At 51.3% G+C, this 21,227-nt stretch carries 18 protein-coding genes and 1 pseudogene; 10 read left to right on the top strand and 9 right to left on the bottom strand.

All coding sequences use genetic code 11. The features are described from left to right. Positions 1-172 precede the first annotated feature (172 nt). Together H6F76_RS27475 and H6F76_RS27470 are read left to right on the top strand one after the other, a co-directional pair. The gene (locus H6F76_RS27475; RefSeq protein WP_190513120.1) at positions 173-1,768 is read left to right on the top strand and encodes an NAD(P)H-quinone oxidoreductase subunit N; all 1,596 of its coding nucleotides are present in this window, start codon (positions 173-175) and stop codon (positions 1,766-1,768) included. A 59-nt stretch (positions 1,769-1,827) separates the two neighbouring features. Continuing rightward, complete coding sequence (locus H6F76_RS27470; RefSeq protein ID WP_190513118.1) at positions 1,828-2,382, top strand: cobalamin biosynthesis protein; 555 nt, start codon at positions 1,828-1,830, stop codon at positions 2,380-2,382. Here the strand turns inward: H6F76_RS27470 and H6F76_RS27465 are convergent. Further along, positions 2,379-3,899, bottom strand: coding sequence for a tellurite resistance TerB C-terminal domain-containing protein (locus H6F76_RS27465; RefSeq protein WP_190513115.1), 1,521 nt, complete (start codon positions 3,897-3,899; stop codon positions 2,379-2,381). The genes H6F76_RS27470 and H6F76_RS27465 overlap by 4 nt on opposite strands. A 252-nt stretch (positions 3,900-4,151) precedes the next feature. On the opposite strand from H6F76_RS27465, the gene H6F76_RS27460 reads away from it, so the two are divergent. Beyond that, positions 4,152-4,937: a DUF2459 domain-containing protein gene (locus tag H6F76_RS27460; RefSeq protein WP_190513113.1), complete on the top strand. Its 786-nt coding sequence runs from the start codon at positions 4,152-4,154 to the stop codon at positions 4,935-4,937. Between the two features lie 177 nt (positions 4,938-5,114). After that, the gene (accC, locus tag H6F76_RS27455) at positions 5,115-6,473 is read left to right on the top strand and encodes an acetyl-CoA carboxylase biotin carboxylase subunit (RefSeq protein WP_190513111.1); all 1,359 of its coding nucleotides are present in this window, start codon (positions 5,115-5,117) and stop codon (positions 6,471-6,473) included. 144 nt (positions 6,474-6,617) lie between these two features. Here the strand turns inward: accC and H6F76_RS27450 are convergent, their stop codons facing one another. Next, positions 6,618-6,917, bottom strand: a complete 300-nt coding sequence (locus tag H6F76_RS27450; RefSeq protein WP_190513109.1) for a YggT family protein — start codon at positions 6,915-6,917, stop codon at positions 6,618-6,620. A 181-nt stretch (positions 6,918-7,098) separates the two neighbouring features. Between H6F76_RS27450 and H6F76_RS31215 the strand changes: the two genes are divergently transcribed. From H6F76_RS31215 to H6F76_RS27430, 4 genes are all read left to right on the top strand, one after another. After that, positions 7,099-7,212, top strand: coding sequence for a photosystem II reaction center X protein (locus H6F76_RS31215; RefSeq protein WP_190452943.1), 114 nt, complete (start codon positions 7,099-7,101; stop codon positions 7,210-7,212). 541 nt (positions 7,213-7,753) lie between these two features. Further along, complete coding sequence (locus H6F76_RS27440; RefSeq protein ID WP_190513107.1) at positions 7,754-8,536, top strand: Ycf66 family protein; 783 nt, start codon at positions 7,754-7,756, stop codon at positions 8,534-8,536. Between the two features lie 201 nt (positions 8,537-8,737). Next, a complete protein-coding gene (locus H6F76_RS27435; protein ID WP_347241157.1) occupies positions 8,738-9,253 on the top strand; it encodes a biopolymer transporter Tol in 516 nt (171 codons plus the stop codon). A 154-nt stretch (positions 9,254-9,407) separates the two neighbouring features. Next, entirely contained in the window at positions 9,408-9,902 is a 495-nt protein-coding gene (locus H6F76_RS27430; protein WP_190513105.1) for a PD40 domain-containing protein, read from the top strand. Between the two features lie 45 nt (positions 9,903-9,947). On the opposite strand, the gene H6F76_RS27425 is transcribed toward H6F76_RS27430, so the two are convergent. Together H6F76_RS27425 and H6F76_RS27420 are read right to left on the bottom strand one after the other, a co-directional pair. Beyond that, positions 9,948-11,012, bottom strand: coding sequence for a succinate dehydrogenase/fumarate reductase iron-sulfur subunit (locus H6F76_RS27425; RefSeq protein ID WP_190513102.1), 1,065 nt, complete (start codon positions 11,010-11,012; stop codon positions 9,948-9,950). A gap of 295 nt (positions 11,013-11,307) precedes the next feature. Continuing rightward, positions 11,308-11,808: a helix-turn-helix domain-containing protein gene (locus tag H6F76_RS27420; RefSeq protein ID WP_190513100.1), complete on the bottom strand. Its 501-nt coding sequence runs from the start codon at positions 11,806-11,808 to the stop codon at positions 11,308-11,310. 288 nt (positions 11,809-12,096) lie between these two features. Here H6F76_RS27420 and H6F76_RS27415 point away from each other — a divergent pair, with 288 nt between their 5' ends. Both H6F76_RS27415 and H6F76_RS31640 read left to right on the top strand, forming a co-directional pair. Further along, entirely contained in the window at positions 12,097-12,372 is a 276-nt protein-coding gene (locus H6F76_RS27415; RefSeq protein ID WP_190513098.1) for a hypothetical protein, read from the top strand. After that, positions 12,369-12,640, top strand: a pseudogene (locus H6F76_RS31640) (clan AA aspartic protease). Before H6F76_RS27415 ends, H6F76_RS31640 begins: the two are co-directional and overlap by 4 nt. Positions 12,641-12,813: 173 nt before the next feature. Here H6F76_RS31640 and H6F76_RS27410 read toward each other — a convergent pair. From H6F76_RS27410 to H6F76_RS27390, 5 genes are all read right to left on the bottom strand, one after another. Further along, positions 12,814-14,673, bottom strand: coding sequence for a metallophosphoesterase family protein (locus tag H6F76_RS27410; protein WP_190513096.1), 1,860 nt, complete (start codon positions 14,671-14,673; stop codon positions 12,814-12,816). Positions 14,674-14,791: 118 nt separating this feature from the next. Next, positions 14,792-16,609 carry a glycosyltransferase family 39 protein gene (locus H6F76_RS27405; RefSeq protein WP_190513094.1) on the bottom strand — a complete coding sequence of 606 codons (1,818 nt, stop codon included), beginning with the start codon at positions 16,607-16,609 and terminating at the stop codon, positions 14,792-14,794. A 111-nt stretch (positions 16,610-16,720) separates the two neighbouring features. Further along, positions 16,721-18,466: a glycosyltransferase family 39 protein gene (locus H6F76_RS27400; RefSeq protein WP_190513092.1), complete on the bottom strand. Its 1,746-nt coding sequence runs from the start codon at positions 18,464-18,466 to the stop codon at positions 16,721-16,723. 51 nt (positions 18,467-18,517) lie between these two features. After that, positions 18,518-19,003 (bottom strand): MgtC/SapB family protein, encoded by a 486-nt coding sequence (locus tag H6F76_RS27395; RefSeq protein ID WP_190513090.1) that lies wholly within the window; start codon positions 19,001-19,003, stop codon positions 18,518-18,520. A gap of 261 nt (positions 19,004-19,264) precedes the next feature. Beyond that, complete coding sequence (locus H6F76_RS27390) at positions 19,265-20,917, bottom strand: hypothetical protein (protein ID WP_190513088.1); 1,653 nt, start codon at positions 20,915-20,917, stop codon at positions 19,265-19,267. Positions 20,918-21,227: the final 310 nt, after the last annotated feature.

Here is a 21,227-nt window from a genome sequence, read left to right as displayed (position 1 = left end):
TTTAAACCCAATGTGACAAACCGAATGCGGCTAACTACAGCACTACACCAAATTGCGATGTAGAATCCACTGTAGAGGATTTCTGACTCGTGCGCCTCCTTGTTCATTCAACGAGAACGATCGCACGTCCTCTTAACGTAACCCTAACACCGTATTCATAGAGCTAGACCTCATGGATTTTGCCACGCTTGCTGCCCAGCTCAATACCGGGGCGATTCTGCCAGAAGGCATTGTGATTCTTACCCTCATGCTTGTCATTGTGGGGGACTTGATTGTAGGGCGAACTGCCTCCTCGCGTTGGACACCCTCTGTGGCGATCGGGGGGCTTTTAGCTGCTGTGGTTGCCCTCTACTACCAGTGGGATGCGGCTGACCCGATCGCCTTTCTGGGAAGCTTCAACGGCGATTCGTTGAGTGTCCTTTTCCGAGGCATCATTGCGTTATCGGCAGTGATCACCGTTCTGATGTCGGTCAGCTACATTAATCAGTCTGGTACAGCTGTAGCAGAGTTTCTGTCGATTTTACTTACAGCGACGATCGGCGGGATGTTTTTGTCGGGCGCAGACGAACTGGTCATGATCTTCGTCTCGCTTGAAACGTTGAGTATTGCGTCGTATCTTCTAACGGGCTATACCAAGCGCGATCCCCGCTCGAATGAAGCCTCATTAAAGTACCTGCTGATTGGGGCATCCAGTTCTGCTATTTTCCTTTATGGTCTTTCGCTGCTGTATGGGCTGTCGGGTGGCGAAACAACGCTCAGCCGCATTGCCGCCAACATTTCGGAAACAGGCTCTTTACAGTCGCTAGGGCTGGTGATTGCGCTGGTGTTTGCGATCGCGGGCATTGCGTTCAAAATCGCCGCTGTCCCATTCCATCAGTGGACTCCAGATGTGTACGAAGGTGCGCCAACACCCGTCGTTGCGTTCCTCTCTGTCGGCTCTAAGACGGCTGGTTTCGCTCTGGCAATTCGCCTGTTGGTGACAGCATTCCCCTTACTAACAGACGAGTGGCATCTGGTGATGACCGTGCTGGCAATTCTAAGCCTCATCTTAGGAAACGTTGTCGCACTGGCACAAACCAGCATGAAGCGGCTCCTAGCATATTCTTCGATCGGTCAGGCTGGCTTTGTCATGATCGGGTTGGTCATCAATAGCGATGCTGGCTACGCCAGTTTGCTCTTTTACCTGTTTTCGTACCTGTTCATGAACCTGGGCGCGTTTATTGGCGTGATTTTGTTCTCTCTGAGAACGGGTACTGACCAGATCAGCGAGTACGCAGGCTTGTATCAGAAAGATCCGCTCTTGACGCTCTGCCTAAGTATCTGTTTACTCTCTTTGGGTGGCATTCCACCACTGGTAGGCTTTTTCGGTAAGATCTATCTTTTCTGGGCTGGTTGGCAAGCGGGTGCGTATGGCTTGGTGCTGCTGGGGCTAGTGACTAGCGTGATCTCGATTTACTACTATATCCGCGTCGTCAAGATGATGGTGGTTAAAGAACCGCACGAGATGTCTGAGTCTGTGAAGAACTATCCCCCTATCACCTGGGATCTACCGGGGCTGCGATCGCTCCAGGTTGGTCTAGTGATGACGGTGATAATCACCTCACTGGCAGGCATTCTCTCAAACCCGCTGTTTACGCTGGCAAATAATGCTGTCATGCAAACGCCAATGCTGGAATTGTCTCTGACCGCCAGCAAGGAGACGATGACAACTCAAGTCGCTAAAGCAGCGGCACTACGTCAGTTAAATAACGTTGATCTAAGAGGCTAAAGGCTGATTTGGTTGCAGCCAAAGGTCTAACGATACAATGCCCGTCCAGAGTTTTCTGGGTGGGCATTGGGTGTAGACGCGGTACGTCCAGGGGACTGATTGAGCAGGCAGTTTGTGCTGTCTTTCAGGCGCATCACCTGCCAGAAGACGCGATCGCCGGTCTTGCCACCATTGACACCAAAGCGGATGAAGCGGGACTGATCGAGTTTTGCCGCGATCGCCATCTGCCCTTGCACTGCTTTTCGGCTGACCAACTGCGCTTGATCGCTGTACCTCATCCATCAGGCGCAATTTTAGCTGCTGTGGGTACACCCAGCGTTGCTGAAGCGGCTGCGCTTCTGGCAAGTCGGGAGGTGGGGAGAGAGAGGGCGGCGGGGGGAGCAGAGGAGCAGGGAAGTGGTAAAGAGGAGCAACAGGAACAGAAGAAACTACCGCAAGGTGAAGCAGGCAAGCCGCACTTACCGACTTCCGACTCCCGACTCCCCATTCCCCCCTCCCAATCCCCGACTTCCAGTCTCTACGTTCCCAAACAAATTGTTCGCAACGCAGGGCAATCAGGATTGGTCACTGTTGCTATCGCTCGATCGCTGCCTTATGAAGCGATGGAAGCCTAATTCACCAGGTATTCGTAGGTTCTCAGCAGCTTTTTAACTGCTTTAAGGTGGTCGCGCACGATCGCAGCTGATCCGGCTCCGGCACTCGCATCAATCAACAGATCGCCGATCGTTTCCAGTGCCCGTTCATTAATGGAGTCAATCAATAGCTCAGGCATGGTCAAATTTTCCTCGGCAATGTGCTTCAGCACGGCTGCTGGGTTGTTTTGCTCGACAATAACTTTCAGTACTTGCAGCTCATACTCTGGCGACTGCACCATAAATTCAGTCCATTCATTTGGCAGCTCTGTTGAGGGCTTGTCAGCAACAAGCGGCTCTGGCAGCACCGCCGCCGTGCTGAACTGACCCGCACCGGACTTAAGCGGACGGGCAGGTTTGGCGATCGTGGTTGGGCGTTTGGCTGCCGTTTCCTGAGTCACGATCGTCTTCTTGGCGCGTACCACTGCGGTTGCATCACCTTGATTGTTACTACCGCCGTTCCTGACACTACCATTTTTGCTGGTTACCTCAGTCTCCTCTAGTACAACCAGTGGCGCTTGGGAGGCTTGCTGTAATGCGTTAAGTGCTGCTACCTGTTGTTCGAGCAACTCTTTTTGGCTGCGGCGATCGAGGATTTGCACCTCCAGTTCGCGCAGTTCTTCTTGCAGCAACTCGACTTGCGTTTGCAACTGCTTAAGCGCTTCCTGAAGTGGATTGGAGCCAGATTCTAACTCTTGTTTCTTTGCTTCTGCATAGGCTAAAAACTGCTCTAGCTCTACCCGACAGGGCTCTAACTCCTGAACTTCACCCCGTAGCGTTTTTACCGTTGCATCAAGTTGCCGTTTTTCTTCCCTGATATCGGCGACATCGCGCGACAGTTTCTCTCTGGTTTGGCGATGGTCAGTAATATGTCCCTTAATTTGTCTTAGCTCTGTCTGAAGTGCAGCCAGACTAATTTCGATTTTCTGTTTAGCGGCAGCAGCGTCTGACAAAATCTGTGGGCTAATTTGTGTTTCTGATCGCCCCCAATCCGGGCTACTGGTGACTACACCACTGGCTGAAATCTCGGTTGGTAGCTCGTATGCTGGCACCCTGGTACTAGCATTAACTGACGGTTGCGACACTGCGGATGCGGCTAAATTCCAACTTAGCGGTCTAGGGGATGCAGGCAGCATTCTGGGTGCAGGCGATTCCGTTATGTAGCGCTGACCAGACTGAAACGACGGCTGACCAGACTGAAACGCCAGCGTGTTCAGACTAATCGCTAGATGCTCTTTTTCAGCTTCTAGCTGCATATATGCCTGATAAGCTTCTGCACGTCGTTGCTGCAATGCCTGGATGTGATTTTTCAGTTCGGCAATTCTGCTGTGGGCGTGTTGATGCTGCTGCCGATCGACTACTGCTGCTGCCACCACTGTTGCCGCCATCGTTGTGACACCGGATGCGATCGCAGAGCCAAGACCACGACCTGTCAAAAAACTGATGCCAAAACTGATGCCAAAAGCGACAGAGCCAAGAAAAAGCCGTTGTTTCACCATAGTCAGGTCACAAGAAATAGCGGGTGAAGAACTAACCCTTCAATCAACCCTACAGCCGTCAGCTGACGAATGGGCGTAGGATAGACATTGAAAGCCTCGCAGCATTTACCTCTTTAACGCTTCTGCAAGTGATTGCCCACAGCATTTAGCGGTGTTGTCCTAAACCAGTTGCCTTAAACCAATCTAGTTAAGGTCACTTAAGGGTGAGCGCGTTGCTTCATAGTAGGTTAACTCAATACGTTTGGCGCATTGATGACGGATCGGTCTGTTTGGAAGCGAGTCGGGTTCTATGGGCTGTGCGGTGCACTAGCGGCGATCGCGCTACTGACGATTGCTGCCCTCACCCCGCGTCAATGGCACGCTTCGTCCCAGCCAGCAGACTGTCGGTTCAGCGTTTACGTCTCTGGCGGTGCGATGCACACCAACTTTTTTGTGCCCGTCCGCAATGAGGCGTTTGATTGGAGCCAGCATCTCGATCTGGCAACTCTTGGTAAGCCAGCTACTAACGACCGCTATCTGCAATTTGGCTGGGGCGATCGCATCTTCTATCTTGAAACGCCCTCCTGGGACCAAATCAATATCTTTAGCGCGCTGCGATCGCTCCTTTTGCAAAACCCCGCCGCACTCTTTGTTAAAGGGCATCCGTCTGTTCCTCAATATCCTAATGAAACCCTCAAGTGTATTAGCCTGAGCAGAGGCAACTATCTCAAGCTGATGCACTTTATCAAAGCCTCGTTTCAAACGAATCAGGGCAAGCCTTTACGCATCGGCACCGGGCAAGACGGCGACAGTAGTTTCTACGCTGCTACGGGACGCTACTCCAGCCTCAGAACCTGTAACTCCTGGGTTGCAGAAGGACTACGAACCGCTGATGTAAACACACCTCTCTGGGGCGGACTTGCCCCTGCTGTAATGCGTCAACTGAAGGATACGTGTGACTGCGGGCACAAGGAGCAGTTGGCTGTTGAGGGAAAGGCAGAGGTCAGAGCGCAGAAGGAAAGGCTAAAGGCAAGGGAGGATAAGGAAGCAGGGGGCTAGGGAAGCAGGGGGGCAGAGAAGTTAACTCAAAATGGTTCTTTGCTCTCGCTCCTCCAGCCTCTCCGTTTCCCTAGCTCCTTCGGTTTCCAGCGCCTCTGATCCTCATACTCCTGTCTGCCTCTTCCAGGGGTTCACAGAAGCGTTTATTCTACTTATTACAGAACCCAACAATTAAGAATGCAGTTTTCAAAAGTTTTGATTGCCAATCGTGGCGAAATCGCTCTTCGCATTCTCCGTACGTGTGAGGAGATGGGGATCGCTACGGTTGCGGTTCATTCGACGGTCGATCGCCACTCGCTCCACGTCGAGCTTGCCGATGAGTCCGTTTGCATTGGCGAACCACCGAGTAACAAAAGCTATCTGAATATTCCCAACATCATTGCGGCGGCATTGACTCGCAATGCGACAGCCATTCATCCCGGTTATGGCTTTTTAGCAGAGAATGCCCGCTTTGCCGAAATTTGCGCCGATCACCAGATCGTGTTTATTGGTCCCTCGCCGGATTCAATTCGCTCGATGGGCGACAAGTCAACGGCAAAAAAGACGATGCAGCGAGTCGGCGTACCAACAGTGCCTGGTAGCGCTGGACTCTTGTTAGATGAGGCAGAGGCTCAGGCGATCGCTCGTAAAATTGGCTATCCCATCATTATCAAAGCTACAGCAGGCGGTGGTGGGCGAGGGATGCGCCTGGTGCAAGAAGAAAGCGAATTGGGTAAGCTGTTTGCGGCGGCACAAGGAGAGGCTGAAGCTGCCTTTGGCAACGCTGGTGTTTATCTGGAAAAGTTTGTTCAAAAGCCGCGCCATATTGAGTTTCAGATTCTTGCAGACACTCACGGCAACGTAATTCATTTGGGTGAACGGGAGTGTTCAATCCAGCGACGTCACCAAAAGCTGCTTGAAGAATCACCAAGCCCTGCGCTCACTCCTACGCTGCGTGAAAAAATGGGCACAGCCGCTGTCATGGCAGCAAAGTCGATTAATTATGTGGGTGCAGGCACGGTCGAATTTCTGCTCGACCAGTCTGGCGAATTTTACTTCATGGAGATGAATACTCGAATTCAAGTGGAGCATCCCGTGACAGAGATGGTGACAGGGCTAGATCTCATCGCTGAACAAATTCGGATTGCTCAGGGCGAACCATTAAGCTTGACGCAGGATCAAGTCATGCTGCGGGGGCACGCGATCGAGTGCCGCATTAACGCAGAAGACCCTGAACACAACTTCCGTCCTCATCCTGGGCGTATTAGTGGTTACCTGCCGCCTAGCGGTCCCGGTGTACGGATGGACTCTCATGTCTATACTGACTATGAAATTCCACCCTACTACGATTCATTGATTGGCAAACTCATTGTGTGGGGGCACGATCGTCCCGCCGCCATTAAACGAATGCGCCGTGCGCTCCGTGAGTGTGCTGTCACTGGCTTACCTACCACGATCGCCTTTCATCAAAAGATCCTGGACAACCCAGACTTTCAGAAAGGGGATGTGTACACAAACTTCGTCGAACAAATGATGCAGAAAGCGCAGGACGGGTAAGACAAGAAGCCGTGAGGCAGAGGCATTTTTTGAGAGAATTTTGGGGTTAGAGGTGGAAGTAGGGAGCAGGGGAAGCAGAGGCAGAGGCTTATGCCACCAAAGCTTCATTCCTCATCTTTCACCCTTTATCCCTTTCCCTTCTCCTTAAAAGCTTTTTCCCTGGAGCATCATCGTCAAAAGCCCCTGCTGCCCCAAAAGAATTTCGCGCACAAAGCTAAAGATGGCAACCCAAAGAATGGGAGTGATATCGACACCACCGATCGGCGACACTATCTTGCGGGACGGTGCCAGAAAGGGTTCGGTCGGCACTGCAATAACATTAAACGGAAAGCGAGTCAGGTCAGCCTGGGGATACCAGGTCAGCACAATACGGAAAATAAATAGAAAGGTCATCGCGCCTAGCAATAGACCCAGAACCAACGTGGCGATCGCGACAAAATCCATATCAGAAGAAAGTTTTAAGCATTGTAAACAGCTTTCTCATTAATTTTAGCGCCATTCAAGTGCCTACCCGTAAGAAAATCGTGCAGATGTAGTTAAAAACCTTTTGCTGCCGCTTCTCAAGTGTGTAACAGACCGTTAAAATGATGCTTACAGTAATGTTGTACCAAAGAGGCAAACTAATATGACTCCTTCTTTAATGAACTTTTTCATCAGCCTGCTAGCAGGTACTGTTGTAGTTGGAGGAATTTTCGCTGGGGCGCTTTTCATTAGCCAACAAGATAAAATTCAACGTTAATCTGGTGCGCCAGCGGCAGAAAGAACGGTTTGGTGCTGAGTGGATGAGTTAATAAGTGGATGAATTCTCCCTAGAGCGATCGACAGCGCAGGCGTAAAAGGCTTGCGCAAAGGCATTCGTCAAAGGTACTGATCAAAGGTTGTGTGCAGATCGTTCTACTCCGTGCCAGAGCGAAGCTGCAAAAAAGCGAAAGCCCTGAGTCGTCTTACAAGCAGAACTCATAATCTGTTTTTGAAGGTGATGTCAGGGTTTTGCTTTTGCTATTTGTACAAGTGGCATTGGCTCAACGCTGCGATCGCACCAGCTAGCTTTACAGACAAGGCTATAGAATCTGGGTTAGCCTGAACGTTGGGATATTCCAGCGGCATCAGTGCCTTACTATGCTGTATGACGCTAGGCACCTACTTGTGCGTCAGCCATTACTTTTTGCTGCTAGCTCTGGTTGAGAGTATTCTGTATGAAGCTCTCTTTCTTACTCAGGTTTGTTGGAGATTTTGGGCATCAGTCGTTAACATAGGATGTACTTAGGAGAAGGGATGCGATGGTAAACGCCTCACTGAATTGGGCAAGTTTTGTGGGCATTGCGCTGGCAGCCTCTGGTGCTGGTCTATATGCGCTGCGATCGTTGCGCCCCCGGCTTGCTCGCGATCATGATATTTTCTTTGCTGCGATCGCACTTCTCTGTGGTGGCATTCTCTTTTTTCAAGGCTGGCGACTTGACCCGATCTTGCAGTTCAACCAGTTCTTGCTGGCGGGTACAGCTATTTTCTTTGCTTATGAAAGTATCCGTTTGCGTGGCGCTGCTACAGAACAGGCAAAGCGGAATACGCCAATTGTTGACGATGAGCGTCCAGTTAGTCGGGTCTACCGAGCTGATCTGGAAGAGTTGAATCCTTACGAAGACCGCCCCGCTGCTCGGCGTATTCGAGGTACTCGCGATGCGCGCTCTGAGCGTGATGAATACGAAGAAGAGTCGCGCCGTCGTTCGACTAGCCGTACTGGTGAAGCTCGTCTAGGTACTGGTGCAGGGGATCGCACTCGCAAGCGCCGTCCTCGTTCAACCGATGCGTCGTTTGATGCACCCAGTAGCCGTGAAGACTCAGACCTTTGGGATGACAGACCTGCCCGTAGCCGCAGTACTTCTCCTTCGCGCTCAGGCAATCAGCCACCAACATCAGCATCCCGACCCAAGCGGTCTCGTCCGGTTGGTGACGACGTTTCACCCCGCGATCGACGTGATGTAAGGAATGGTTCGTCTTCCTCAGAGTACGTCGATTACCGCCCGGTCGATGTTGATGAAGAGGACAATTGGGGTAACTACTAGCAGTAGTGTCAAATATTTTTGAAGGGTTAAAAGTGCTGAAAAGGCAGGCTTTCACCCTTCAACTTAAGGTTGGTCTCTGATCTGGAGACGTTTTTAGCGTTGTGTACGTGAGGACTGGCAAGCTTGGGTAAGCCCCTTGAGGCTACCGCAAGGGTGAGCCGTAATGTTGAGCGAAAGGGCTGGGCTTGGCGCACTGCGAGTGTGTCTTTAAGTCTTATCGGTCTACTGCTAGGATCTTGCAGTCAAGAAGATAGCCCTCCAACCATTTCTGCTGAGTTTGATAGTCGCCATAATGATGAGCAACCAGCCCTTAGTGGTGATGGTCGCTTTTTGGCGTTTGTTTCAAACCGTAGCGGCAATCGTGGTATTTTGCTGTATGACTTGAAGGAACGGCAGGTTGTGTCGTTGCCTCGCTTGAATCGAAGCGACGCGATCGCAGAGTCACCCAGTTTGAGCTATACGGGACGCTACATTGTTTATATTGCTAGCGATAGCGTTCGTCCTGAAATCGAACTGTACGATCGTGTACTCCAGCAACCGCAAGTGTTGACTGCCCACTATCGCGGCTGGTTTCGTAACCCTAGCATTAGCCCCGATGGACGTTATATTGCCTTTGAAACCGGTGGTCGAGGGCAGTGGGATATTGAAGTGATGGATCGAGGACCGAATGTAGAATCAGATATGCCTGATGGGCGGCGATCGCAAGCTTTTCCTTAGCAAACGTGAGGCATTGGGGAAGCACAAGGGGCGGGGGGAAAAGAGGGCGCAGCGAAGACAAGGAGGCTAGGACTAAACTCAAAACTCAAAACGCTTCATTCCTGATCTTTTATCCTTCATCCCTCATTCATTTGTGCAGCGCCGTCTCTCACTTATGCTCTGTTTTGCCACCGTCTTGAGTGGCTGTGGTCCCCAACTAGTCAATTTTCCGTTTGATCCAGGTGGTCGTAGTCTCAACAGTAGTTTCGCCGATCTACAGCCGCGGGTCTCGGAGCGATACATTGTCTTCGTGTCTGACCGCAGTGGCAGCCAAAATTTGTATCTTTACGACACGGTTATCCATAATTTGGTGGAACTGCCAGGGTTGAATGCGATCGATCTGCTTGTCTCCAGCCCTAGTATTTCGGAGAACGGTCGCTTGATTGTGTTTGCTGGCTCTCGTGAAGGGCGCTCCGGTATCTATCTTTACGATCGCGAAACACGGCAGCTGCGTAACTTGACGGAAAACCTGAAGGCAGAGGTTCGCAATCCTACTATTACGGCTGATGGCAATACGATCGCCTTTGAATCAAGTGCTGATGGGCAGTGGGATATTCTGCTGTACAACCGTGACGGGCAACCGTTAGAGCCGCTGACGGATTTTCGCTAGCGGCTCTAACGGTTTAGCTAATGACAGTCCAGTTCCCTCCAGGCTCTAACCACCGACTGGCTCTGGTGTCTCCGCAAGGGTTTCAAGCTGCACTTGAGATGCTTCTAGCACTTGCACCGATTCAATGAGCGATCGCACTGTAGAAGCGCCTTCGGATGGCTCGAAGCCGAGCGGAAACTTGCCTTTCACAATCATCCGCAGCCCTAACGGACTTAAGCTGGCTAGCCCTTTTAGATCGCGGAAGGAGTTACCTACCACTTTTAGACCAAACAAACGTTCATCGATCCAGCCACCTTGCTTGACCAGCTCAATCAGCGTTTTGCGATGACGAATAATGCGGCTGGACTGAGCGCCCTTACGGTCTAAAATTTCGCCTTTAATTTTGCTGATCTGATCCAGCGGTGCGACTTCCATTGGGCAAACCGAGTTGCAGAAGTAACAGCGAGTACAGCCCCAAACACCGTCTGTACCCTGGTTATATTTTTCTAGCCGCGCTTCAGTTTGATCATCACGAGAGTCAGCCACCATGCGATAGGCTTTTGCCAAGGCGTGCGGTCCCACAAAGTTGGGATTGACCTCATACGCATTGCACTCGGAATAACAAGCACCACAAAGAATGCAATTGCCTGTCTGGTTCAGTTTGGCACGTTCTTCTGGAGTCTGTAAAAACTCGCGTTCTGGTATTTGTCGTGCGGCAGTGCTGACGTAAGGATCGATCGCTTTCAAGTTAGACCAAAAGCTTTGCATATCCACTACCAGATCTTTGATGACGGGCATATTGCCCATCGGTGCGAGCGTAATAGTGGGAATCTCAGCATTGTGCTGCGCCGTCTCGTCTGCCTGAGACGGCAGCGACTGCTGAACACGCGCTAGTTCGCTGCCAACATTCTCTTTGCACGCCAACGCCGAGCGACCGTTAATGCGAATAGAGCAACTGCCACAAATCGTGTTACGACAATTTTTGCGATATGCCAGCGTGCCGTCCTGCTCCCATTTGATGCGGTTTAAGCAGTCCAAAATTGTGCTGCCTGGATCAACGTCGAGTGTAAAGGTTTCCACTCTAGGCGCAGCGGTTTGGTCTTGGCGGATGACTTTAAAGAGAACTTGCATTCTGAGGGTGCTTCAGTCAGGAGTGTGTTGTTTCTAGTCTAAACGCGATCGCTGATGCCGTACCAATCGTCTGATCTACAGGCTTCAGTGCAACTCATTTAAGTGTAGTGCCTAGCCTGGAAGCCTATCAAAGCAACGTCTGATTGATCTTTACACACGATCGGTGCTGCATCCCTTTACTTCTAGCCTACTTCCAGCTCATTTCACTTGCTGGCGCTGCACTTCTTTACGCCGTTACAAGATCCTTCACAAAGCGCGATCGCTGACTGCTTTGCAACGTGCGGCAACAGGCAGATTAGTAAACTTCATAGCGAAACGCTGCTTTCTCTGCCACTAACGTTAAATGTTTGGAACTGGCGCGGGTCGGAGTGTAAACCCCCTTCTCCCACTCGCTGACCGTTTGTTGCCGCACACCTAGTTCTTTCGCCATTGCTGCCTGATTCAGCCCCATATGCAGCCGCAACGCACGGATTAACTCGCTGTTCCACTGCAAGGTGTCGTTGATGCACTGTACTCGGTAGACAGCAGGCGGTTTGGTAAAGGTCACCCGTTCGTTCTCCAGATCGATCGCGTCAACCAGATACCCTGCCGACATCCAGGCAGTGGCTTGCAGTGCGCCTTTGCTGCGGTTGCTCCACCAACCACGCTTGCTGCGAGCAGACGGGGGCAAGGCTCCACCCAGTAAGGCTTCGATTTCGGTAAAGGTTAACGTGACGTGGGTTCGATCGCTCTGGCGCAATGCATCTAACAACGGTTGATATTTACTGCCACCTTGTTTTTCACCTTGACTAGACATTTTACACGCCAGCGTGTTAATATTGAGGGCCTGATTGGATGCGATCGCCCCATTATAGATGCCTTCAAAGTCACGGTGAGAGAAGTTGTGGTCAGGTGGTTGGCGATTGTAGTAGCTCCATACGCCAACTAAGGGTTAACTTGTCTTTCAACATCTGAAAATTTTTATATTCTAGCTATCCATTTTGGAGGGAGCAATTAAGCTCTATCTGTCTGTTACGTCCTGAGTAGCTTATGCCCTGTGCGCTAAACATGTGGCGTATAGGGCATTAATTTAGAACTATGTCTTATGATCTTTCGACAACCCCGCTACAGTAAAGAGGAATTTGCTCGACGTGGCAATGAGATTTATGAATCTCAGGTGCGTTCTCAAGTCGAGGAAAGTAATTACGGCAAGATTGTGGCGATCGATATTGAAACTGGAGCCTTTGAAGTGGCTGATACGCCGATGGAAGCAGTCGATCGTCTTTATCAGCGTAAGCCCGATGCTCAACCCTGGGTGATTCGGATTGGACATCGAGCAGTCTTCCGTTTCGGTAGCCGCAGTCTAAAGAAGTTCATATGATGTTTGGCTTGGTTACTAACAATTGTGAAGCCATCATCAAAGTTGCAGTAGGACGTATTGGCTCACCCAAAATAACCGTTGATGCAATCATCAATACGGGCTTTACGAGCTTCTTATCTTTACCGCTTTCCGTCATCACAGATCACAGATTGTTGATGTAGCAGCTTCTGACACAGATCCATTAGTGGGAATGGGTTCGCTGTATGGGTTTAAGATTCAAATTGAGGCGGTTAAAGGCGGTAATGTGATGATCGAAGCCTTGAAGTAAAGCAGAGCAATCAGTAAGGCACGGTCTAACAATTCTGTTGCACACCGACTGAATCAGGCAGGCAAATTGATCAGCCCAAAAAGCTTCTAGCGGCGGGTGAACGGAGCATTACGCTAATTTTTGGCTATCTTTAACTGCTAATCCATAGTCATAAAAAGCGAAGCCTCTCGCTTCTATTTCTTCAGCGTAAATTCATCAAATTTGACTACCGCAGATTTTGGATCGCGTGTATCAAATCGATAGCTGCTGATGGTGCCTGTACCCGTATCAAAAATGCTGAAGACGGTAATATCGTTGCTGGCAACGTATGACATAGGCTGTTTTTTAGCATCAAGAAGTGGGGTGATCGTGGGTAAGATCGGCTCTAGCCCATTAGGGTCACCTGTGGCAGCGTAGTCTTCCTTGTAGCCTGTAGGTACATTGCGCTTTCGATCGCCCACAAAAGCACCGTAGGAGTTGCCGACGTTCGAGGTTTCTAAAAAGTGCATTCCACTGGGGCTAACAAACCGATTCCACAGATGTGAATGCCCATAGAACACTAGTTGGACGTTCGCTTTTTCGAGCAGCGGCACCACGTCTCGAATGATGTAATCGTCTTTGATGGGATACTCGTAACGAATAGCTTTGGTAACAGTCTGTTTAAAGGGCTTAGATGTATCTATTTGAGGTTTTGATTGATTCCTTGGGGAGGCTTGCGTGATAATCACCAAACCGTCCGGTTTAACTTCCACTTCTTCTGTATCCATTATTTGCACCGGATCAGTGTAAGCAGGAACAATGTTCTCACCTAACGAATGGGGAGGATGATGGAACATGACTAGCTTATATTTGGCTTGTTTGAACTCTGGGCTGTTGAGTTCTTGTTCTAACCAGTTGTATTGTGGGGTGCCTTTAGCAATCGGCTCAAAAAGGTGTTGTCCCCAACCCCAGTCCTGTATACTCTGTGCCTCTTTAATATCCTGATCGCGTTCCCGATACTTTCCTTTTGCGTCTGCTGCGAGGCTGGGCACTCGCCAGACGTTGGTGATATACAGTACGACTAAACGCATATCGCCAAAGGTTTCTGCGTAATAGCGCTTTCCACCTTGAGGGCTTTGAGGCAGTGTGAAAATTTCTTCGTAGGTGTCTGTATTAAACGAATGATCTTTTACCCATTTCTTATGAATGACTGGATCATTTGTTGGGTTAATTGTTCTGAAATCAGCATCATGGAATACTTCGGCAATTTCGTACGGCACCGTATTGTAGAACTGCTCGTTTAGAGGCTCTTCATTGGAGAAACGTCCCATAACTTCGTGGTTGCCGATTGCAGTATACATCGGTGCATTCTGAAGGATTGCCCCACCGTTGTAGCGAGTCTTGATGCCGTTTTTCTCCAAGTCATAGCAGGCACGACCTTGAAGGGCAGGAAAGAAGGAACCGCCACAGTTGTCGTCAAACCATTCGGAGGCGCGATCGGCAACATTGATTAGATCACCTGCAAACAGCACGAGATCGACCTGCCCCACAGTTTCTACCACTTTTTGCAGATTCGCCGCTACCATCGGTTTTACTTGATGGTCGGAAGTCAGCAGGATCTTGAGTGGCTTTCCTGGTGAAGGTTTGGCAGTTAAGTTATAGACTGCACTATTCACCGCAATGCCATCTTCACGCACACTTGTTACTTGATACCGTACAGATTGATCGGACTTCAATCCGATAACTTCCGCCTCATGTCGCCAGATGGGACGGACGGTAACGCTGGTATATTTCACCGCACGTTTAGATTCTGAGTCTTCGCGGGTGCGGCTGAGTTGTGTTGTTTGGGCGATTGCCTGCTTCGACAACCCTGCGCCATAAGCAACCGTATGCTTGGCACCCGCAAACTTAGTGAACCAGACTACCCGCACAGACGACTCGGTTGGCAGTTGCAGGAACGGCTCGGTCAAGAGTGTTGGTTTGGCAGACATAGCGATCGTTGGGGTGAACGAGAGGAGTATCGACACTGCCAGCACAGCTAGCAGCAGCATACGATTCGGCAAGCGCTTCAGCATAGGTACTGGACTACATAAGCTAGACTACATCAGCGAAAAAAAGGAGAGCTTAATTCGTAACTAGTAGTGAACAGACTGTGTGGCTTTGCCTGGACCAAGAAACCCGTGATCGTGGTGCTTACCGCTGCCCAGCCACCCGCACCAAACGATAAACTCCAGCGCGGCTAATCTCTTGATACTGCTGTGGTTGTAGCCCCGATCGCCGGAGGGGTTTTTCTCCAGCAACGACGAGTGCCCCAGTACGATCGCCCGGCTGCGTTTGAAGGTAGTTAATTACCTCTGTTGGCTGCGTTAAGTAGGTGACGTGCTGGCGCGTATAGAAGACCAGGCTAGGCTTTTGGAACCCCAGCATCACTAACTCTTCAGTCGGTTGTTTGGTCTGCACAGCAACTTGCGCCAGTTGGCGTAACGGTAGCTGACGCTCGACATCCGCAATCAAGACTAGTGGATGCACCACCAAGATAAGGAAGGCGAGATACCCTAGTAGGTTAGTGATCCAGAGCCAACGACTCCGCCATAGCAGTAGCCCGATCGCCGCGATCGCCGTCGTGCCCCAGATCACGCCACCCAGGAAGGGCAGATCTGCCTGTTGCAGCCGTAGCCCCAGGTTGGGCATCCACGGGTCAGAGCCTAGCCAGCGAGGGCTTTCGATCAGGACAAATGCTGCGATCGCGAGGAGCAGTAGATTCAAGACTCCGCTGATGATGAATCCAGCTTGCTTACGAGTTTGTGGGCGTCTTACATAATCCGTCCACAGCAGCGCTACTAAAATCGCTGCCGCAGGCATCAACGGTAAGGTGTAGCTAAAATATTTCGTTGTGGCGATCGTAAAAAAGCCAAGGATCGCCAAAAACCAGAAGAGTGCAAAAAGACCCAGTTGCTGCCAGCGGGGCTGCCGTTGCCAGTAGCGGCGTTGCAAGGGCTTGATGTGCGCGATCGCCGCTGGCAGATAAGCTGACCAGGGCAAAAAGCCAACCACAATGACCAGAATGTGAAAATACCACGGTCCTGCATGGCTATTCACCACCTGCGTAAACCGCTCGACATTGTGATAACCAAAGAAGGAGTCGATGAATGCGTCGCCATTTGCCAGCGTGACCAACACATACCAAGGCAGCGCGATGATCAGTACTACCAGTCCACCCCGCAGTAACTGCATTTCTCGTAGCACTGCTCTGCCGTTGCCAACGTACAGCAAAAAGCAGCCAATGATGAGACCGGGTAAGAGGAGCCCGATCGGTCCCTTCGTTAAAACTGCCAGTGCCATCAGCACGTAAAAGGCGAAATACCAACGCTTTTGCCGTAGAGGGCGATCGGGCTGAGCATACCCTAGAAAAAACGCTAGCAGCGAACTACCAATGCACGCATTCAGCAGCATATCGGCATAGCCAGTCCGGCCCCAAAAGAAGGTGTTGGGGTTGAGGATGAGCATCGTTGCAGCGAGTAAAGCAGCAAGGTAAGAGGGTGAAAAGTGTAGCTTGTTGCCGCTTTGCAGCGGAGTGAGGAGTGAATCCGTCCTCTCAGATTCTGCCTTCTGCCTTCTGCCTTCTGCCTCTTCGTAGCGCTGAAGAATGTAGAAGCAGAAAAGCGCGATCGCCACAGCGGCAAGGATAGATGGCAGGCGAGCCGCAAACTCATTAACGCCAAAGCTTTGGAAGGCAAAGACCATCAGCCAATAAATGAGCGGTGGTTTGTCGAAGCGGGGTTCCCCATTGACGTAGGGCGTTACCCAGTCGCCAGTGACAACCATTTGACGTGACGCTTCGACAAAGAGTGGCTCGGTCTCATCAATCAGCCCAATGCTGCTCACGTGCCAAACCAGCGTGACGGCTGCGATCGCCAGGAGCCAGAGTAAAGGCATCACCCAGGCAAGTGCAGGGTATTGCTTCCAGTAGTATTGCAGCGGTTGCGTGACGCGAGCAAATTTTACACTCATGCGGTTTCCTTGCCGTCCAACATCCTTCATCCATGTGCAGGCTTAGTCTGAACCGTTGCTTTTGCAACCTAACAAAATGCTTAAGTGGCTCTACTAGCGCCTCTTCAGACCTTACTTTAGCGGTAAATCGACACGGGTGTTAGCTTTCCCTGTTTCACTACGGGGTTGACGTGTTAACAGTACCCAGTCTGCGGCAGAACTTACTGGCTGCACAGAAGGTAGGGCAAGTTGCGTGAGGGCTGTCTGTTCAACCAACAGATAGGGCTGTGGGTCTTTTTGCCAGTAGTCTTGCAGCGCTGCGGGAAGCTGGCTAGGGCTAGCAGAGGATTGTACGATTCGGCGATCGCTGTAAAAGTTGAGCGAGGGACGACTATAGGGATACAGCGTCCAAACGGTAGCGTTGGGCGGAGTATTTTCGCGTACCAGCGTTGCTACGGGCTTAACGGGATAGGACTCATCCAATTCCCATACCCAGTAGGGCGATGTCACGAACAGCAACAGCGAGACATACATTCCCCAAAACAACACCAGAATAAATTGCGAATCTCGCTTCACAATGAGGACGGTCGCCACTGTCAGCGTGAGTGCAACGGCTCCCAAAATGAGCGGTAAGCCAGCCTGCGGAGCAGACCCCATCGGGCTGAAGTAAACGCTGCCGATCCAGCCTGTGATCGCCACTAGGCTAAACAGAATGATCCAGGTGATCGGGTAGCGACGGCGCTCCGCTGGAGTGGTGCTAACTGAAGGTGCATCAACTGAGTGTATGTTAACCAAACGGGTGCCAACCCAATCTGAAAGCTGCCAAATTTCGGCTAGATAGGCTCCTACTGCCAGCGCAAGGGCTGGGTAAACAGGCATCACATACCAGGGCAGTTTTGTACTCATGACAGAAATGATGAGCAGATAGCCCGTCACCCAGAGCAGCACAAGCTTTGCCCAACTCAGGTTGCGGTGCTCCCATGCCAACCGATAGCCCTGAGGAAAAAACACTAGCCAGGGCAGGCTATATTTCAGGATTTCTAGCACGTAGTACCAGGGCGCACCCCGATTCCCCTCGACTGATACCACCACGCGATCGAGCGCTTGATTCCACAGGCTTACACTCACAAATGCCTGTCCATAATGCTGCCATTGCGCCCAGTACCAGGCGAGAACGGGGATACTGCCTAGCAGCACACCACTCCATACATAGCCACATGCCAGCAGGCGGGGCGTATCCCAAAGCATAAAGGCGATCGCGATCGCGCCCAGCAGCAGCGCCACGATGCCTTTAGTCAGGCAAAGCAGCCCAAACGCGATGCCCACACCCAAGCCCCAGCGCAAATCTCGCCGCGATCGCAAGACGCAAAAAAGCAGCAGCAGACCGAAGCACAGCACTGCTCCATCCAGCATTGCCAAGCGTCCGTGCCGCACCACTGGCAGCAGCGTTAAGTAGGTCAGTGCTGCAAAGATTGCTGGCGTGCGGCGGGCAAACAACTCCCGCCCTAGCCCATACAGCAGGGGCACCGAAACCGCTGTGAGCATCGCACCTGGCAGTCGCGCCATACTTTCGGTGACGCCACCCAGACGAAACGCTAATGCCATCAGCCAGTGCACCAGGGGCGGTTTGTTGAGATACGGCTCACCTGCGATCGTCGGATGCAACCAGACCCACGACCCAGGGGACGATCGCCAGATATCCCGTGCTACCTGAGCCACCGTTCCTTCATCCCAATCTCGCAGGGGCAAATCACCCAGGCTTACGCTATACAACACGACTGCTGCCAGCAAGAGACCCAGCAGCCAAAGGCGATCAATCCAGCGATCACCGATTAATGCAGAACTTGAGTGATCCCAAGGAAGAGGTTTGCGAAGCATGGGGAGATTTCGAGGAAATTAGCCGCAGTCGGGACATTAAATCTAGCGCCCTTACTCTTCTTTGCGCTTTACAGGTATAAACGCTTCGAGCCACTTGGCACCGCCCAAAATGAACAGTGTGAGCAGCGTCCCGATCAGGCTAGCCTGCCATAAGCCAGCGCTGGCAATCATGCCCAACGCTGCTGTTGCCCAGATAGCGGCAGCAGACGTTAAGCCTTTCACTTCTGGTTTACCAGACTTTGCCCTTGACTGATGCACAATTTCACCCGCGCCCAGAAAGCCGACCCCCGTTGCAACACCTTGAATCGATCGGCTGATCGCATCTGGATGGATAGTGGCGTCGATCGATGTGGGAATCACAAGAAATAGTGCTGCGCCCAGGCTCACCAGCATATGTGTTCTCAACCCACCCGCTTTGCCAGCCATTTGTCGATTGACGCCGATCGCCCCACCTAGCAACGCTGCCAAGATTAACCGCCAACTCAACCCCCACCATTCACCAGCGCCGGCTCCTAGAGATGCTACCGATACCGTCAATTCACCTACCTCATGTCAGAATTCGCAAGCTAATTATAGGGTGAAGGGGTAAGGAGAGTTGTGACGGCAGGGGAGGCTAGGAGGCAGAGGTCACAGGGGAGGCAGAAGCAGCAGCGGGGAATAAGTTTGGAGTAGCGTTTTACAGCGCCTTGCCAGAGAGTTTCGAGTTGATTCTGACCACTGCTTTCTTACCTTCTGCCTTTTTTTACCTTTTACCTTTTGCCTTCCACCTTCTGCCTTTTTTACCTTTTGCCTTCTGCCCTAATACGCTATCGGCAAGGGTCGTATGTTGGGATTAATCTCTGGCTGATCTGGCAACACGACTGAGGGCATCTCAGCAGCAGGAGCAGAGGTGTTGTCTGAGGGTGCGATCGCGATCGATTCGACAGGGGATTCCGCTGCTTTAGGCTTAGCAGAAGGCTTGAGGTCAGCAGGCTGTGGATTTGCTGCCTGCGGCACTGAGGTAGAGACCTTCACTGGTTGATTGCCTAGCGAGAGTTTGCCATTGCGTAAGGCAGTTTCGATCGTCTTCATTGCAACTGGTTTACGTGCGTTTCCTGGCAAATCAACCACAACCATATAGCCTGTAAATTTCTTGCCACCAACGATTTGCAATGCCTTCAAAATTTTGGGCATATCCGCTTGGAGTAGCTGCCCTTGCTCGTTATACAGCTCTAGCGCCGACAGACAGCCGATGGTCGGGTTCCAGTTGTAGGTATCGGGGTTTTTGTCTTTGCCGCTGAAAAAGTCTGGTGATTCGCCTGTACCGTGAATGCGGAAGAGCGATCGCCCCGCTTTACCTGCCCAGAAACTTTCCTGAATGCCCCCATGATTGCGCCAGGTGGGAGGCAGCAAGCGCTTATAATCCCCCAGGCTGCCCTGAAACGGTCCGGGCTTCCCGGGCGTAAACTGCTTTGCACCTGGCTCAAAGGGCACGAATAGGTTCACCAGCGGAAATTGACCGTATGCCCTGAAGAATTCATCATCGGGCTGTGGCACTGCGCCTTCCATCCGGTAAACACCTTGCGGAGTTTCGCCACGGACAAAGTTTGAGCTTAGGTCATGAATCGATCGCAGCAGTAGCGGCACTGACCAAAGCTGCCCGTTTGACTGGCGTACAAAAGCACCATTACGGTCTTTAAGCAAAGCCTGACACAGTACAGTTCGATCGCGCTGACAGAGGACGTATAAATGCGCCTGCTTGGGCGCGATCGTCCAGTTCAACAAATCCCCTAGAGGCGGCAACGTGCTGGGTGAAATTAACTCTGCCATCTCACGCAGGGTTGTCTGTAACGGAATCGTTGTTGCCCACTTGGGAAACCGTGCTTTGACCCGTCCCACAAGTGGTTGAATTTGTTCGGGCGACAGTCCGCCGTTTGCTAGCCCAGACAGTGACATGGCAACCCATTCGGGGTCAGTGCTACGGTCGATCGTCTCCCGAAATTGGTTGCCAATGCTGGCGTACCGAGTGGGATTGCTCACGTACAGTTGTGTGCCCACTCGCGCTGCCATATCGATCGTACGTTTCTGTGCATCTGATAGTCCTGGGCGGGTTCCCAGCGAGAGAATTTGCTCGATCGCGTCAGCAGCAAACGCTTCTTGTGGCCGCACAACAGCCGTTGTCCAGAGCAAATTGCGCCAGTGTTTCTCGTTTTGGTTAGTGACCGGATAGCGATCAAGGCTGAAGTTCTCAGGGCGAATTTGACGACTCTGCTCCTGACGCTGCGCGGCTCTCGAAACAGCTTTTGCCTGATTTTGTGGACGATTTCCTGCTAGCAATTCAGGGGTGTTGGCGATCGACCTGGAAGCAGGCTTTAACGCCAGTCCGCCCATAACAAGGAGCAGACCCATCACCCCTGCCATGCCATACTGCCGGATTGAATGACGATCAAACTGAGGTGAAAAGCGTTTCATCAGCACGTACAAGTATCAAAGAGAACAAGTGGGCTTATTTATAAAGAGTTCCCTATTTTCTAGCATTCCTAAGCCGCTTATTCGAGGCTATGCAAAATCTTAAAAAGAAACAGAGGCAAAATATTGCTGCAAGGAGTCTGTAGATAAATTCACAACAAAATGGGGAACCTTGACACGACTTTGAAATTCTTCACAAATAGAGACGCTATGCTACCATCTTGGTGGCTAACACGGCTTTAAATCGTTCCTTAGTCATTTTTTTGGTGGTGGAGGAGAGTACAGAAGTGGAAGTGCCCAATCGCATTTCGTC

This window comes from Leptolyngbya sp. FACHB-321, from assembly GCF_014695975.1.
Taxonomy (GTDB): Bacteria; Cyanobacteriota; Cyanobacteriia; order Leptolyngbyales; family Leptolyngbyaceae; genus Stenomitos.
The sequence above is the reverse complement of the archived record's forward strand: the minus strand, read 5'-3'. Positions and strand labels throughout refer to the sequence as shown.